This window comes from Pseudomonas sp. B26(2017) (assembly GCF_002113045.1).
Taxonomy (GTDB): Bacteria; Pseudomonadota; Gammaproteobacteria; order Pseudomonadales; family Pseudomonadaceae; genus Aquipseudomonas.
This window is the reverse complement of record NZ_NEJJ01000004.1, coordinates 178,956-194,570: the sequence shown is the minus strand read 5'-3', so window position 1 is coordinate 194,570 and position 15,615 is coordinate 178,956. Positions and strand designations below refer to the sequence as shown.

Genomic DNA, 15,615 nt, shown 5'->3' with positions numbered 1-15,615 from the left:
ACGCGAGTGCGATTAGGAGGTCGAGTTGGCCGTCAGTTCACGAATGGCCAGCAACGCCTCATCGGCGGCAGTCCGGGCCTGATCCATATGGCCTTTACTTGCATAAGCACGAATCTGGGTCTTGGCTTTCAGGCGCAAGGTGCGCAGAGTCAGCAGGCTGTCGCTGAGCTGGGCGGCCTTGTCGAGAATCTGCTCGGCGGACTGTTTCGCCGAACGGCCCTTAGCAACCCACGCGGCGACGGACAGCGGCACTTCCTTTTTCGGGTAACCGGCGTCCTGAAAGGCCTGAGCGTCGATGGCGGCCTGGGCGTATTCCAGGGCTTTGAGCGGATCGCCGGCCAGTTGAATGCGAATGGCGTCAGCGGTCGCATCGACTCTGGCACACAACTGTTCGGCGGCCTGCTGATCGAGCAGCGCCGCCCTTTCTTCGTTGACCACCCACTGTTCGCCATTCCAGTCATGGGCGGCCGATGGAGCCGGCGGACGTAATTCGCCGTCGATCTGATGCAGTTCCTGAATGACGATCATCGAATGAGCTCCCATTGCAACTGAACGTTCACGGCGTCCCCGAAATTGATCGCGATGCCGACGCTGTAGTCGTTCAGCGGATGACTCTTGATGCCCATGCTCAATAGCAATTCATCGCTGTCGGCGCTGGCCTGCGCCAGGTTGTGCTCAGCCTGATAGGACTGCCACAGAGAACGCAGATTGGCATGGTCGAAACTGGCGGTCAGGGTGGACACGGTGACGTCGTTGACGATGTTGTTGGTGAACACTACACATGGCTGCGCAGTGGTAGGATTCCAGCCGCCCGCATTGTTGGATACACCCGTTGAAACCGGCGACAGGTAGCTGTAGTTGCCGCCTGCCCATCCGGCGCTTGGAAAGGCGACGCTCGTCACGGCAGTCGACGAAGGCGTCGGGTTACCCACGATCAACCGCGCAGCACGAGCATGGGGATCGAGCGGCAAAAACACCGCACCGGTGCCGTTGACGGTCTGCGTCCAAGTCAAACGCGCCCGGTTGTAAATCGAGCGCACTACCGGCACAGAGCCTGGAGCACCGGTGACCACCCAGGCCAGGCACATGTCCAGCACCGAACTCTGGAAACCGCCACCGGCAGCACCTTTGACAGTGCCTTTCAGAGACTCGGGCGTCGCGTCGTAAATCGTCCCGCGCTGCATGTAAAACGTCAGCGCCCCACCCACCACCTGCGCCCGCAGAAAGTAACCCGAACTCGGCAGCAGATCGGCGCTACTCCAGGCCTGAGTGGTGAACGTTCGCGAACGTCCCAACTGCCCCGCCACCACTTCCTGACCGATGCTGACGTAAATGCCCGCCGGCACCGACACTCGTCCGCCGCTGGTCGATGCGGCGGCCGGCGTGATCGGCATCCGGGCGTCAGCCGTGGCCACGGTCGGCAACGGCAACGCGGCCAATGGCAACGCGAGATCCTGATTCCAGCCCTTGGCCGAAACACTCTGAATCGCCTGGAGCAACTGATCGTATTTCTTCTCGTCCGGAGTCAGGTCCCCGGCCGTGATCACGTTAAGAATTTCCTGCGTGACACCGTTACCCCAGTCCGCCGGAATCAACGACCCCGGCGTCCCGGTCAACGGGTTTTCATCGATAAATTTCCCGTTCACCAGACCGGCGCTCGGCACACTCTTCGGATAATCCATTGCGCTACTCCCTAGTCATAGTTGATGTGCACCTTGGTATGCGCCGGCGCCGCGCGGTGGATCAGGCACTCAAGCGCCGATCCCGGATTCACGCCGAAGCGTTCGCCCCAGTAGCTCGCGCCGAAACGCCGGCCGAGCAGCAGCCGGCCGCCGGTGTTGAGCGTCCACATGAACTGCGCTTCCCAGGTGCCCCAGTGCGCCGCGCCGAAACGCGAGCGGCCCATGCGCGGTGCTTCGAGTTCGGTGATGGTGGCGTTGGGGTAACCCTGGCTTTTGGCGATTTCCAGGTAGTAACCGACGGCCTGGCTGCCGACCGCCAGCAAGCGGCGGCGCACGGCGAGGCGACGGTCGTCGAACAGCGGCGTGGCGCCAAGGCATGGGTCGGGCAGGTTCATTACCTGTTCCCAGTCCGGCACCAGTTCGCTGACGCCGGCCGGGTCCATTTCGTTGAGCAGATCAGCGGCGCGAGCGTCGAGGCGCGCCAGTTCGACGGCGACGCCTTGCAGCACTTCTTCGAGTTCCGGCACGCGCTCCGGATCCCACGCCGGACCGCTCGGCAGCAAGGCGCGCAGTTGCGCCTGGTATTGCGCGGCGGTTCTTATGGCAGCCATACGCACCCCCCGAAGGTGAGCAGTTCACTGTCAGCTGCGGCCACGTTCGCCACCGGGGCCGACAGCACGTGATCGGTCTCACCCGCCGCGCTGCTGATCGCTTCGCGGATATGGCTGATCAACAGATCTTCGCCCAGATCGGCTTCACGGTTGTGCAGGTCGCGCAACTGGGTTTCAACAGCGGCGCGCACGGCGGTGGTGTCGGGGGTCAGCTTCAACTGATAGGTCACCGGTTTCTGCACCGGAGGACGCACGTGGACTTCGGCGGTCACCGGGCGCAGCGGTTCGATGTAGGCCTGCACTTCGGCCAGTTGATCGGCATTCGGTACTGGCTGCGGATCATCGTCGCGCATGATGTACACGCCGACGGTGCCCGGTCCGAGGAAGCCACCACGGCACCACGCGCGGGTCACACCCGGCACTTCCAGCGCCCAGGTTTCATAATCGCTGGCCGAACCGCCGTGTGGGATGACGCGATAGGAACGGATCACCCGCGAGCGCAGCGACTCCAGACTTTCCCGCGCCACACCGCCGTTGAGTCCCGGCGCCAGTACGACAAAGCTGTTACTGACCACACCGGTGACTGGCTGCACCGGCGTCAGCGCCAGCCCTGCCTCGGCATTGCCCAGGCTGCCGGCATCCAGCGCCGCGATGGAAGTGCTGTTGACGCCATTGACGGTGGTGCGCGCGGCAGTGACTTTGAAGGTGCGACCGTCGCTCGATTGCAGCAATGTATCGGCGTCCAGCACCGCGCCCGCCGTGGCGTTGAAGCTGACCGTGCCGGTGGCGACCTGCGCCGGTTTGCGCGGCTGGTTCAGGCGCAATGCGGCGATCCGTTCCAGGGTCGATTCATCGGCGGTGTCGGGCAGGATCTGCTCGGCAATCCAGTCGAGGTAGCCGTACAGACCATAAGCGGCGCCGCCGAGTGTGCGGGCCAGGACTTGCGCATCGGACTGGCGCAGCGAATCGCCGGCCAGGTCGCTTTGGGTGCGCTTGATCAGCACCGGCAGCGAAGGGGTTTCAAACGGCATAGATCACCTGCCAACTGTTATCGGGATTGATGTCCAGGCGTTCGCCGTCGGCCAGGGTCAGGACCGTGCGCAGGTTCAGGCGCTGGGCGTCGAGGCGTTCGCTGATGATGTCGATGGCGCTGCAATGGCCGTCGTCGATCAGCCATTGCAAGGCTTCGCGGGCATAGAACTCGGCATCCATCTGGGTCTGCCGGGTCAGCTTGACCCGGCGCAGCAGCCACAGCCGCGAGCCGATGCGATCGTCGGCAACGGTGGGAAAGGTGTCGCCCCACCAGCCGAAACGCTCCTCATCGTCGAGGGCATCGTCGTCGGCGGCGCGGCGCCAGGTGAACAGGCTGATCAGTACGGCTCGGGTCAGCGCGGCGTGGAGGTTCTGACTGAAAAGCATCACTGACCTCCCGCCGGCGCGCCGGTCTGGCCGCTGCCCGCCTGCACGCCAACGTGTACGTGCCTGATTTGACTGATGCCGCCGGCCACTTGATCGTCTTTGGAAACGATCTTGCCGGTCTGGTTGATCACCGGCGTCTCGAAGTTCACGGCGGTGCTGGCGCGGATGTTGAGCGTGGCGGTTTCGATGTCGATGATCCGCCCGCGCTTGAAGTGGATCCTGTCGCCTTCGTCGGTGTAGATCGCCACTTCACCGGCCGCCAGCGACTGCAAGCGATAGCGACGGTCGGCGACCACCAGGGCGATGGCGTGGGAACGGTCGCCGCCGAGGAACGTGACGACGCCTTCGGCACCGGCCAGCGGGTGGCTGGTGAAGCCGTAGGGTTCGAAGTGCTCCATGTCGTCGTTCACTTCACCGGCGGTGAGGCGCATTTGCAGCGATTGCAGCTTGGATGCCGAATTGGCGAGCACGACAGTGCCGCGCGCCAGCAGGCGTGTCAGTAGGCTCATAGGTTTTCCTCTAGAAGTCGGCCAGCCACAGACAAACCCTGTGGGGGCGGCGGTGCGACGGGTCGACTTGCCCGCGATGGCGGTGTGTCAGGCAAAGAAGTGTTTGCGGTAACCACAGCTATCGCGGGCAAGCCCGCTCCCACAGGGTCAGGTGATGCCAGTCTGGCTCGGCGTCAGACTCAGGTTTTTTTCGGGGGAGTCGGGTTCGCGTCGAATGTGTGCGGCGGAGCCACCTGCAGGGTGGTGACCGAGCCTTGCGCCGACAGCGAGTACGTCACCTTGGAGATCAGCATGTCGCCATCGAAACCGAGCACCGGATCCTTGACCTTCACCAGCGTGTTGTGGCGCCACAGGTCGCCGTTGGACTGACGCCAGCCCTGCACCTGATAGGTAGTGGTCAGCGCCCGGCCCATGCGCGTGGCGCTTTCCCACTGGGCCCGTTGCTGGGCCAGTTCGAACGTCAGTTGCGAGCCTTCGTTGATGATCGTGGTGCGCCGACGCTTGAAGCTCAGGTCAGTCGCGCTGGATTCAACCTCGCTGACCGCCGCCCCGCTCTTCTTGTCGTTGCCCTTCTGCTGACCGATCACCCGATACTCGGAGAACACCTGGCTGTGATCCATCGGCGCATTGGCCGAGAGAATGTTCTTGCCCAGCTCCAGCGCATCGCTGGCGCGACCGCCGCTGCCCGGTTTGGCCAGCACCAGCCGGCCCTCGGCATCATCGGTGGAAAACACCCGGTACAGCGAGAGCAGACGGTCGATCGACTGAAACACCGTTTCACCCGGAACGATCGTGTGCTTGCTCAGGCGTGCGGTTTCGGGAATTTCGTTGACCACCATCAACGCGTACTCCATGGCCAGGGCCTGGACGATGTTCAACAGCGATTGATCCTGCCATTGGCCGGGGTTGTTTCGCGCCGAACAATCGACCAGATCCTGGGTTTTGGAACTGCCTTCGATGCTCAGGCTGATTTGCCGCCCGTCATAGCTGATCGGGGCCTTGAACACGTAACCGGTGAGCACCAGATCCTTGCCGATCCGCACTTCGCACGGGTCACCGGCCTTGATCCGCTGATCCACGGTCTGCCCAGGCCATTGCCAGGTGATGTCGAGTTTGAAGGTGCGGAACTGGCGCTCCAGATCCGCGGTGATTTCCACGCTTTTCCAGCCACCGTATTCCATGCTGTTGACGGTCAGCGTCACACGGTTGTCAGTCTCGTTCATGACTCACTCCCTGGAAACCTTGACTTCGTTGGGTGAGAAGCTCGGATGAGATAGACCATTGCGCTGAATGACCTCGGTCACTCGGGTGGCGTCGCCAAACTGCTTGTAGGCCACGACCACAGCCGGAAAGGTTTCCTGGAAGGTTTTGCTGACCAGCCGCACACCGGACGACGCCACAGCCTTGAGGTGCGCGATCAGCGCTTCCTTCACATCGGCGATGGCCTGATAGTGCGCGGGATCGGCCTTGTCCTGGGCCTTTTGCAGCGCTTCGATCAGCTCTTTTTGCAATGTTTGCAGATCATCGGTGACCGGCACTTCCTGACGGCTGACCGGCTGCTTCGACTGCTGGTCCAGCGAAGGTGTCGAATTCAGTTTGACCGGGGTAGACGCCACCGGCATCGAGGCCACCCATTGCGCCACTTTGACGATCAGGGTGTCCTGCACCAGATTGGCCATCGCTTGCGCGGCGGCGTTGGTGTCCTTGCCGGTGGTGATTTTCGGCGCGTCGGCCTTGCGGATGGCTTCGATCTGTTGGGACACGTCGGCAATCACGCCACGGTAGCCTTCCTTCGCGAATTCCTTGAGCTCCTTGATATCGCCGAGCAAGCCCTTGAACTCCGCCGCTACTTCCTTGGGCAGTTCCTTCACGGCCCTGACCAATTCGGTGATCTGCTTGTATTGCGCGATCAGCGGTTTGAGTTGCTCCTTGATCACGTCATAAACGCCGGTGAGGCTGTTGCGCAGATTGGTGATGCCGATCCGCGCCGCCTTGATCAGGATCATCGCCTGTTCGAAGCGCGCCACCGCCGAACCGAGCAAACCGTCGGCCTTGATCAGCAGGACTTTTTGCGTACTGACCGTCGCCGTCGGAAACGGCAGCGGTCGGTCGGGGTAGAACTTCAGGCTGAACGTCACCATCCCGCCGTCCTGGCGGGTGTGGGTCATGTCGCATTCGCCGACCTTGACCTGCAAGCGGCCCAGCCACGGATGCACCAGTTCGCCGCTGCCCTGCTCCAGGGCCTGGAGCAGTTTGTCGCGCTGCTCCAGGCAATCGGCACCGATGATGAACGCCGTCAGGTCGTGAGTCTTGGCCTGTTGACCGAGGTCCTCGAAAAACGGCAGGTCGCGTTGCGGATATTCGTGCAACTGCCCCTTGCGGCCGACCGGGGTTTTCGCCTGGTCGATCCAGAAGCCGACACCGCGAAAGGATGCCGGCAACAAACGGTCACGCCAGTTCATTGGAACCTCCCATGGACAGCGAGCGATAGCCGATGCGCGAACTGAGCGCCAGCCCCGGTTGATTGGTTTGCGGTTGATCGGTACGCAGCCCCGCCGGCGCGTTTTCGAAGCGCACCGTCAGGCCGCCCTCGAGTTGCGTGCGGTTGTTGGCGGCGCTTTGCTGGATCAGGGCGCTGGAGGATTGCGGCAACGAGCCGCCCTGCAACGCACCGCCACCCTCGGGTTTCGGGCTGGCACCGAAGAATGCCGGCGCCAGTTCGCCCTTGCCTTCGGCATTGGTCTGGCGTTGCGCTTCGGTCAGGGTTTCGACCTTGCCGGTGACCTTGGCGATCAGCCCGGCGAAGCCACCGTCGAACAGTTCCTTGATCGGTGCGATGACGGTTTGCAGCTTTTGCCACAGCTCGCCGAACCACTCGGTGATCGGTCCCCAGCTCTCGATGATCTGATCCAGAGGTTTCCATTCGAACAGGCCGTGCAAAAAATCCACGACCGGCGCGGACAGCGCGAGTACAACCCCCCACAGCGCCGAGAAAACCTCACCGATCGGCTGCCAGTACTGTGCAATCTGCTCCAGCGGCGACCACTCGAACAGACCGGTGAAAAAGCCTTTGACCTGTTGCACTGACGCTTGCAGTGCCGTCCAGATCGGTTCGAAGAATCCGACGACACCACCCCAGGCGCTGGTGATCATCTCCATCGGGAAAAAATCGAACAGTGTCCGCAACGTATCCCGGGTGATTTGTACGGCCGATTGCAGCGTCGTCCATACCGGCTGGAAGTACGCAATGACACCGCCCCAGGCGCTGGTGATCATCTGCATGGGCGAGAAGTCGAACAACGACAACAGGAAATCTTTAGCCGGTTGCGCGGCTTTTCGCAGGCCGCTGAACATCGGTTCGAAGAACCTGACAACACCGCCCCATGCACTGTTGATCATCTGCATCGGCGAGAAATCGAACAGGTTTCTGAGAAACGCCATCACCGGCACACTCAAGGCCTTGAGCAATTCCCAGATCGCCGAAAACAGACCGGTCAACGGCCCCCAGTTTTCCAGGATCAGGCCTGCGGGCGACCACGAGAAAACCGACTTGAAGAAGTCGATCACCGGCGCGGTCACGGCCTTGACCTTGTCCCAGACTCCCGAGAAGAAACCGGTGACCGGTTCCCACAACGTCGCCAGTGTCTCCAGCGGCCGCCAGTCGAGCACCGAGCGCAACATCGCCATTGCACTGGCTCCGGCGTTTTTCACGCCCTCCCACAATCCGGTGAAGAACGCGGAAATGGGTGTCCAGTTGGCCACGATCAAACCGGCCGCCACGGCAATACCCATGGCGATCAGCATGATCGGATTGGTCTTGAGCACCATGCTCATCACGTCCATCACCTGGGTCATACCGGTGACGGCGGTCTGCATCGCGGAAAACGCAATCGCCCCCGCTGCCAGGCCTTCGACCAGTTTCGGGTTGTCGGCCAGCAGGCTGCCGACCTGGGTCAGCATCGGTTCCAGCCCGACCACCAATGCGCCCACTGCCGGTATCAGTGCGGCGTCCACCGCAGCGGACACTTTCTCCATGGACGCACTGAACACGTTCATGTTCTGCGCGGCGGCTTTCGGTGTTTCCGGCAGGTCGACGGTTTTCGCCGCCTCGCTGACCTCGGCAAGCTTGCCCTGAAACGCCGCAGCCGATTTGATGCCGTCCACGAACGGCGTAATCACGCTGCCGCCCTTGAACAGACCGCTGATGTCGAGTTTGCCGAGGCCGGTCTGTTCGAGGTTTTTCTTGAAGTCATCGACCCTCACTCGCAGGGCGCCGAGTTTGGGTGACAGTTCGTCGATGCCGGTTAGCAGCACCGACGCTTTAGCTTTGGTTTCTTCTGCCATCACTGCACCTGCTGCATCGCATTGATCCGTTGCGCGTGCTCCAGCGATTCTCGAAGCACATCCAGTGGCCTGGCCATCATCTGTTCGGGGTCAACCTTCCAGAACCAGGCCAGGTCGTAGGCGACCGAAATCAGGTCGGTGATGGCTCCGACGCCGCACTCATGAAAAAACTCGCAACGGCCCAGCTCAGCGCATTGAGGTCAGCCAGGTCCAACTGGTTGACCGACGACGGCGGAATGCCGGCGCACACGGCGATGTATTTGGCCGCCACGTCCATGTCGAGGCTGACCTCTTCGCTCTTGTCGATCTTGTACGGCAGCGCCTTGATCGCTCGCACTTCCTGCACCGTCGGACGGCGCAGGACGAGCTCGGTCAGGGGCTCGCCGTGAGCTTCGATCGCAACTTGAAGCTTCACGGCGCCGCTCATTGCCAGGTCCCCTTGATGCCTTCGAATTTCAGTTCGATGGTGGCGTCATCGCCCTTGGAGACTGGCTCTTCGACCAGGTAGGCACCGGCCAGCACGTAGACTTTGCCGTTGCTGAATTCGCAGGTGACGGTGATGTCGGTGCCTTCGATCAGCTTCTTCAGCGGGAAGTCGGCGGTGTGCAGCGCGGTCACCTTGAACGACGGCGCAACGTCGGTTTCCTTATAGAAACCCGGCACGACGGTTTCGCGTTTGACGGCCATCAGCGGGGCTTCGCAGCCGCCGTTGATGGTCAGTTGTGCACCGTCGACCTTGACGTAGCAGGTGCCTGCAATCAGTTGACCCATGGTGTTACTCCCTTCAAATAAAAAGCCCACGCAAGGTGGGCTGAAATCACAGTGTCAAACGCACCGATCAGGCGACGTCGTCGTACTGCAGACGGAACTGGTTGAGCAATGCGAACACGCGCAGACCGTTGATGTAATCCGGTGGGAACAGCACGTTCACGCGGCTCGGGTCCTGCACGTCGCGCTCGACGATCAAGTGCTCGGCGAACAGCTCGGCGTTTTCCACGTGGCCTTCGAGTTCGAGCTTGGCGTACTGGGCGATCAGCTCACCGCGAATGGTTGCCGGGGTGACGATCGGCTGGCCGGCGCCGAAACGGGTGCCGTCGGAAGCCAGTTTGTGGCGACCGTACTTGCTGGTGATCACGCTTTGCAGACGACGCACGATGAACGCCGACTGGTGCATGGTTTCGCTGTCCAGGTACGAGTTGTCGGCCTGGCCGTAAGCGTTCTTCTGGTAGGTGGTGATCGAGCGCTGGATGCGCACGTAACCGCCTTCGTAGTACGCGGTGGCGATGCCGTAGTTGAGCAGCGACTGACGCTCGGTCAGGGTGAAGCGCTCGCTGGCCGGTGCCGGATCGACGCCTGGCAGGCTGCCGCTTTGGGTCGGACGGCTGGCGTCAGCGGAGATGAACACCGCAGTGCGTGCAGCCAGTGCCGCAGCTTGTACCCACACCGGTTGCGGAACGCCCGGCTCCAGCGCCTGAATGGTCATGTGCTGGTCGTTGCGGGCCTGACCGGCGGCCACCAGCGTGCCGACGGTGCCGCGCTTGGCACTGTAGACGTGACCGAACAGTTGCTTGGCCCACGACCAGCGACCGGTGCTGTCGTCCATCACCGCTTGCCATGTGTTGAGGGTAGCCAGGTCGGACCATGGCAGCGCGATGAACTCGAACGGCTCGTCGCCCAGTGCGGCCACCGCTTCAACCTGGTCAGGCACACCGACGCCGCCGGTCATGGCGGTGATCGCGGTGGTCAGGCCGGCCGGGGTTTCTTCACCGTTGCTCTTGCCCAGGCGATTGAATTGCAGGCTGATGTCGTTACCGCTCTCGCCAGTCCATTTGGCGTTCAGGGTGACGACGCCTTCGGCAGCCGCAGCGCTCACCGGCAAATCGGCGGTGGCGTTGATTTTCTGTGCCAGGGCGGTGGCCGCCTGGGCAGCGGTGGCACCGTTGACGACGGTGGCCTGCACGCGGACGCCGCCGACATACAGGTTGAGCACGCCAGCCTGAGTCGCGGTGCCGGTCAGGGTCACTACGCCTTTGGCGATGGCGCCGGTGGCGTTGTGCAGCGGCAGGCACCAGATCTCACCGATCGGGTCGGCCTTGCGGAAGGTCTCGTACATCGAGGCGAGCATCGAGCCCTGGCCGCCAATGCTCTTGGCCAGTGCCACGCTGGAGACCAGCACCAGTTTGCCGACTTCGCTCGGGGCGATGTTGTCGTTGACCTGCGCCACGATCAGGCGGCGCATGGACGAGGACGCGCTATTGGCGGCCGAGTTGTCCATTTCGGCATAGAACAGCGGTACACGAATGTCCGCAGGAATGTTGCTGAATCCGATCGCCATTATTTGGCTCCCTTTTGTTTGGCTGTTGCGGTTTTGAGGGTGATATCGCCGTCGGCCAGACGCCGGCGCCACCAGGCGCTGTCCAGCACTTCACGGCCTTCCAGTGGCAGCAGGTCGCCGGCTTCCGGGTCCGGCACGGCACGGCCGGCGGCCGGCACTACGGTGATGCGGTTGCTCATGGGGTTACGTCTCCAGAGAAAGTCATTTCCACGCGCCCGTCAGGGCCCGGGCGTTTCAGGTTGGGGTCGGCCGGATCGATCGCATCGACCCGAACGGTGGCCCCGGTAAAGGACGACAAACCGTCCAGTTCACGTTCGTGCCAGCTCTCCGCAGGCTGACTTGGCAGATTGCGGCCCAGCTGGAACTCGGCAAAAAAGCGCAGCCGGTAAAAAGCGCGGCTGGTGTTGATCGAGACCGTTTCGCCGCCGTCATAAACGATGGCGCTGTAGTTGGAGTCGGGTTTGAAACCCACCAGCGCACGCCACAGTTCGGCGCGCAGGTCGTGCAACAGATCCAGCGCTTTTGCGCCGTCCGTGGCGTCGAGCACCAGGATGATTTCGAAGCGGTCGCGGATCGGTTGGCTGGCGGAGTTCTGGGCGGTGCTGGCGCTGGCCAGGTCGGCCTGGGGTAAAACATGAGCCGACGGGGTCGGCAGATTCGGGTCACCTTGCAGCAGCGCCAGGTCGACACCTGTCGCGATATGGCCGGCAAGGCTTGGGCATTGCGCACGCAGCTGCGTGAGGATCGGGGAGATCTTCATGGGGAGCGTTCCAGAGGGATTTTTTTGCTGGGAATGCCTGAACGATCAGGCTTTTGGATCGAGGCTCGTGGCTTCGATGACGCAGCGATAGCTTTCATCGCGCTTGCCGCTGGCAGTCACTTTTTCGATCGACCAACGACCGCGCAGGAAGTCAGGCCAGGTCTCGTCGAGCAACAGCAGGCCTTCGGCAGACAACAGCGGATTGCCCGGGCAGGTGATCTTCACCTTGTATTTTTCCCGCAGCATCTTGCGCACTTCGCCCTCACCGATAGCCTTGGCCTCCTCCTCGCTCTGGCAAGTCTGACGCACGGTCTTGTACGGCTCCTCGCCAGTCAGTACCTCACGCATCACACCTTTGGCGCTATCCCAGAAGCTGGTTTTGCAGCCTTTGGCCTGCGCGCGGGCGGTCTCTTCAAGGGTCGCGCCGATGAACGCGTGATCGCCGGGACGGTTGTTCTCGGTTACCGACAGACGCACGTCCGCCAGTACCTTGCCCGACAGTGAATTCACCTGACCGGGCCGCGCCAGCACATACAACTCGCCCACCGGTTTGGCGATCACTTTGTACTTCTTCGCCAGACGCGTCAGGAAACCCATGTCGGTTTCGTTGGATTGGTCGATGTGATCGATCCTGATCAACGCCAGATCGGGCGCGACCCTGGGTGAAAACCCGTGGCGCGAAACCAGTTGGCGAAACAGTGCACCCAGAGTGGTCGGGCCATGACTCGCCGTCCGCCGCTGTTTGAAGCCGGTCTCGTCGGCGGCGCTGAACGGTGCGGCCGTGGCGACCAGTGTCAGGCGAAACGGGAACAGGGTCGGTGTCAGGCGCGTCATTTTGAACAGGCCTTTATCGACCATTCCCGACTCAAGATAGCCAACCCGAAGACCGATTTTTCCACCCAGTTTTGGCAGGCCATCAAGCCCTTCCAGATCGATCGTCAACGTCAGTTGATCAGACTCTATACCGGCGGCATCGACGTGCTCCCAACTCATCAGGCGCTGGTTGAGCAGCGCCGCGTTGGCCCCATAGATTTCCACGACCGGGGTGAATCCCTGTGCCATGCAGCCTCCTTAATCCCAGGCCGAAACCGGTTTGATTGCGGCGGGTTTCGAGTCGAGTTCCGGCAACACCACCCAGACGCCCGCAGGCAAAACCGGGCCGTGTTCGGCCAGGGTGGGGTTGAGTGTCCACAGGGCTTCTTCGGCGACGTCATCGCTGCGCCCGGTTTCGCGGTAGAGCAACAGATTCACCGAATCACCGGCCACGCTTCGTACCTTACGCATTGTTGAACTCCGCCAGTTCGATGACCCACTTGATGACCATCGCAGTGCCATCGTCGATGACCTCGCTCTGGTTCTCCTGGATGCTGTTGATCCGCCACAGGCCCCAATTGCGACCGATGCCGTCAATCAACGGCAGCGGCGATCTCAGTGCCTGCAGCGCACGCAACTCATCGAGCCGGTTCATCGCCACGGCGTACATCGAGGTACCGGAGATGGTCAGGGTTTCGGGCTTCTGCCCGGTCTGGTGGGACTTGGGTTTGCTGGTCAGGATCGGCAGTTCCGTCCAGCCGCCATCGGACTTTCGCGCCAGCGTGCTGTACGCAAAATCCCGGGACAGGCCGAAGATGAAACTGCCCAGTGCCATTTGTTGTTTCATTGGGCGACTCCATCGGTCAGGGCTGCGTCACGGCGTATGGAGAGGGCATTGCCGGCCACACCTGGGACAAATTGGGACGTGAAGTGCGACTCAAGCACCTGCGAAAGCATCGTGCCGACTTTTTCGGAACTGAGCAGTTCGCTGCCGCTGACATGAACTGAAGGTGCGTAAGTGTATTGCGGGTTTGACGCTTGCATTTGCGTTTGCGCAATGGATACGTCTTTGGCGACCTGTGCCGGCGGTGCCAATTTGTCTTCAGGCGGCGTCGCCAGTTTTTGACCCAGAAAGGACCCGGCTATTCCACCCAGCGTGCCACCAATAAAGGTTCCGATGCCGGGCGCAATGAACGTACCGATCGTAGCGCCAATCGCCGTTCCGGCCAGTTCGCCGGCCGCGCCCTTTACCGCTTTGTCGTCACCTTCGCGCCAGCCTTTCAACCCTGTATAAGCAGCATGAGCAATGGCCAGAGGCGCGCCAACCTTGATGACAGGCAATGCCTTGACAACCGACGGCATGAGCCTGGCCCCCAAACCCTCTGCCAACGACATGACTTTCGCGCCAGCCCCGCTCAGCCGGCTCGGCATGGCGCTTTTGACAACATCGCCAACCATTCTGAATCGGGTGAGCGCATCGTCGAGCATGGGTGCGACTCTGGCCGTCATACCACTCAAGCGACTGCTCTTGCGGGTTACGGAAGCGGTGCCGGACGACCGTGCAGCAGAAGGGGTGCGTCGGCGCGATCCACGCCCCTTCTTCCTGCTTTCGCGACTGTCGCCATCGTTGTCATCACCACCTATCGCATCAGCAATATCCGACGGCAGTCGCGCCGATGCCAGGCGCAATAGTTTCGTGGAAACCACGTCAAGCACCGAGGCCACGCCGGACTTCAAGGCCCCACCCACGAACGGCATGGCTGCCGCGCTGAGCAGAACCAGCCCTGCCGTGAGGGCCGGGAACGTTTCCGCCGCTGCGCTCACACCGTTGACCAGTGAGGTGAGCACGACGGCGGCACCGTCAGCCAAAGGCGCAAGCGCCATGCCGAATGCAGTGGTCAACCGGGTCAGACTTGCGTCCAGAGCATTCCAGCGACCCTGCGAAGTATTGCCGAACGCCTCTGCTGACTTCGCCGCAGCGCCTTCGCCCGCGCCAAGCTCCGTTGTTGCGTACTTGTGCTTGTCGGCTACCAGCGAGAAGGCGTTTTTTACATCGTCCGGTTTCTTCAGCAGCTCGAGAACTCGGGTGTCGTTTTCGCCGCACAGCGTCTTCGTCAGTGCCGCCCGTTCTTGTATAGGCTGCTTGTCAAGTGCAGCAAGTACCGAGTTGATGACAGCAGGCGCATCCTTCCTCATACCCTCAGACAGCGATTGAGGATCAAGCCCTAACTGAGCCAAGGCTGTTCGCTGCTCAGTCGATACCGCCCCGCCTTTGGCCAGCATCGAGGTGATGCCTTTCAGGGCAGTGCTGGCGCTCTCCTTGTCCGCACCACTATTGAGAAGCGCCGCCGCCAATGCAGCGACCTGTTCGGGAGTCAATCCAGCGGCAATCGCACTCTCGCCGGAACGTTGCACCACCGAACCGATGTCTGCGGCCTTGGCATCCAGACCGCTATTGCCGAGGTAGGTCGTTGCATCCGCAAGATCCTGGCTTTGATACTGATCCAGCTTCAGCGAGGAGCGCCACGCGGCGAGCATTTCGCCAGCCGCCTTGACGTCCATCCTGAATGCCGATGCGTTGATTGCGGCATCATGGGAGAACCACTTCAGTTCGTTCGCCCGCTGGTCACCTTTGGCACCATCGGCAATGCCGGATCTGGCTCCGGCAAGCTGCACTTGCAACAGATCCGCATTGGTCGCACCACTGGCGGATATCTGTTTCTCGCTGGCGAGTTCCAGAGTGCTCTGCGAGTGCGCTTGAAGCTGATCATGGCTCAGCTTGAGCAACTGATTGAGTTCGACAAGCGCCGTCTCATTGGCCATGGCTGGTTGCATGAGCTTTGGAGGTGGACGCTGCTCGATCTCGGCCTTGAGTTTTGACTTTGGTTCGGCGCTTGCAGCCGGGGATGCAGCACTCACCTTGAACAGCGATTGCTGATTGGCCAACAGCTCTCGAAGCTTGATCTGCTCCTGGGTCAGCAAGCGGATATCCGCGCTCGCCAGCGCCATTGTCAGGTTCAAGTCCTGCAGCGGTTTGCCAAGGCTATCGGACAGCTTTAACCCGGATGCTGCGTTGCCACTCTCATTGGCGTATGTGAGCGCAAATTTGCTCTCTGCCATGCCGCTCTACTCCTGTTTCACG

The 15,615-nt window shown here is 61.8% G+C and carries 18 protein-coding genes; all 18 read right to left on the bottom strand.

Translation table 11 applies throughout. The features are described 5' to 3' along the window. Nucleotides 1-12: 12 nt before the first annotated feature. Nucleotides 13-528 (bottom strand): phage tail protein, encoded by a 516-nt coding sequence (locus tag CAF79_RS08005; protein ID WP_085697372.1) that lies wholly within the window; start codon nucleotides 526-528, stop codon nucleotides 13-15. Beyond that, the gene (locus tag CAF79_RS08000) at nucleotides 525-1,682 is read right to left on the bottom strand and encodes a phage tail protein (RefSeq protein WP_085697371.1); all 1,158 of its coding nucleotides are present in this window, start codon (nucleotides 1,680-1,682) and stop codon (nucleotides 525-527) included. Before CAF79_RS08000 ends, CAF79_RS08005 begins: the two co-directional genes overlap by 4 nt. Nucleotides 1,683-1,693: 11 nt before the next feature. After that, a complete protein-coding gene (locus CAF79_RS07995) occupies nucleotides 1,694-2,293 on the bottom strand; it encodes a YmfQ family protein (protein ID WP_085697370.1) in 600 nt (199 codons plus the stop codon). Then, entirely contained in the window at nucleotides 2,281-3,324 is a 1,044-nt protein-coding gene (locus tag CAF79_RS07990) for a baseplate J/gp47 family protein (RefSeq protein ID WP_085697369.1), read from the bottom strand. The genes CAF79_RS07995 and CAF79_RS07990 overlap by 13 nt, the downstream gene beginning before the upstream one ends. Continuing rightward, nucleotides 3,314-3,712 (bottom strand): phage GP46 family protein, encoded by a 399-nt coding sequence (locus tag CAF79_RS07985; protein ID WP_007954906.1) that lies wholly within the window; start codon nucleotides 3,710-3,712, stop codon nucleotides 3,314-3,316. Before CAF79_RS07985 ends, CAF79_RS07990 begins: the two co-directional genes overlap by 11 nt. Beyond that, nucleotides 3,712-4,221: a phage baseplate assembly protein V gene (locus tag CAF79_RS07980; RefSeq protein ID WP_085697368.1), complete on the bottom strand. Its 510-nt coding sequence runs from the start codon at nucleotides 4,219-4,221 to the stop codon at nucleotides 3,712-3,714. Before CAF79_RS07980 ends, CAF79_RS07985 begins: the two co-directional genes overlap by 1 nt. A gap of 179 nt (nucleotides 4,222-4,400) precedes the next feature. Further along, nucleotides 4,401-5,444, bottom strand: a complete 1,044-nt coding sequence (locus tag CAF79_RS07975; RefSeq protein ID WP_085697367.1) for a phage baseplate assembly protein — start codon at nucleotides 5,442-5,444, stop codon at nucleotides 4,401-4,403. A gap of 3 nt (nucleotides 5,445-5,447) precedes the next feature. After that, on the bottom strand, nucleotides 5,448-6,683 hold the full coding sequence (locus tag CAF79_RS07970) for a DNA circularization protein (protein WP_085697366.1): 1,236 nt from the start codon (nucleotides 6,681-6,683) through the stop codon (nucleotides 5,448-5,450). Further along, on the bottom strand, nucleotides 6,670-8,565 hold the full coding sequence (locus tag CAF79_RS07965) for a phage tail protein (protein WP_139832567.1): 1,896 nt from the start codon (nucleotides 8,563-8,565) through the stop codon (nucleotides 6,670-6,672). Before CAF79_RS07965 ends, CAF79_RS07970 begins: the two co-directional genes overlap by 14 nt. Before the next feature lie 130 nt (nucleotides 8,566-8,695). Continuing rightward, entirely contained in the window at nucleotides 8,696-8,992 is a 297-nt protein-coding gene (locus tag CAF79_RS07960; RefSeq protein ID WP_003222226.1) for a phage tail assembly protein, read from the bottom strand. After that, nucleotides 8,989-9,336 carry a phage tail tube protein gene (locus CAF79_RS07955; protein WP_085697365.1) on the bottom strand — a complete coding sequence of 116 codons (348 nt, stop codon included), beginning with the start codon at nucleotides 9,334-9,336 and terminating at the stop codon, nucleotides 8,989-8,991. The genes CAF79_RS07960 and CAF79_RS07955 overlap by 4 nt, the downstream gene beginning before the upstream one ends. Before the next feature lie 67 nt (nucleotides 9,337-9,403). Continuing rightward, a complete protein-coding gene (locus CAF79_RS07950) occupies nucleotides 9,404-10,900 on the bottom strand; it encodes a phage tail sheath subtilisin-like domain-containing protein (protein WP_085697364.1) in 1,497 nt (498 codons plus the stop codon). Further along, on the bottom strand, nucleotides 10,900-11,079 hold the full coding sequence (locus tag CAF79_RS07945; protein ID WP_007954893.1) for a DUF2635 domain-containing protein: 180 nt from the start codon (nucleotides 11,077-11,079) through the stop codon (nucleotides 10,900-10,902). Before CAF79_RS07945 ends, CAF79_RS07950 begins: the two co-directional genes overlap by 1 nt. Next, on the bottom strand, nucleotides 11,076-11,660 hold the full coding sequence (locus CAF79_RS07940) for a hypothetical protein (protein WP_085697363.1): 585 nt from the start codon (nucleotides 11,658-11,660) through the stop codon (nucleotides 11,076-11,078). Before CAF79_RS07940 ends, CAF79_RS07945 begins: the two co-directional genes overlap by 4 nt. 45 nt (nucleotides 11,661-11,705) lie before the next feature. Next, entirely contained in the window at nucleotides 11,706-12,722 is a 1,017-nt protein-coding gene (locus tag CAF79_RS07935; protein ID WP_085697362.1) for a phage tail protein, read from the bottom strand. 9 nt (nucleotides 12,723-12,731) lie between these two features. Continuing rightward, the gene (locus CAF79_RS07930; protein WP_085697361.1) at nucleotides 12,732-12,944 is read right to left on the bottom strand and encodes a tail protein X; all 213 of its coding nucleotides are present in this window, start codon (nucleotides 12,942-12,944) and stop codon (nucleotides 12,732-12,734) included. After that, entirely contained in the window at nucleotides 12,937-13,320 is a 384-nt protein-coding gene (locus CAF79_RS07925; RefSeq protein ID WP_085697360.1) for a phage tail protein, read from the bottom strand. Before CAF79_RS07925 ends, CAF79_RS07930 begins: the two co-directional genes overlap by 8 nt. Beyond that, entirely contained in the window at nucleotides 13,317-15,593 is a 2,277-nt protein-coding gene (locus CAF79_RS07920) for a phage tail tape measure protein (protein WP_085697359.1), read from the bottom strand. Before CAF79_RS07920 ends, CAF79_RS07925 begins: the two co-directional genes overlap by 4 nt. Between the last annotated feature and the right edge of the window lie 22 nt (nucleotides 15,594-15,615).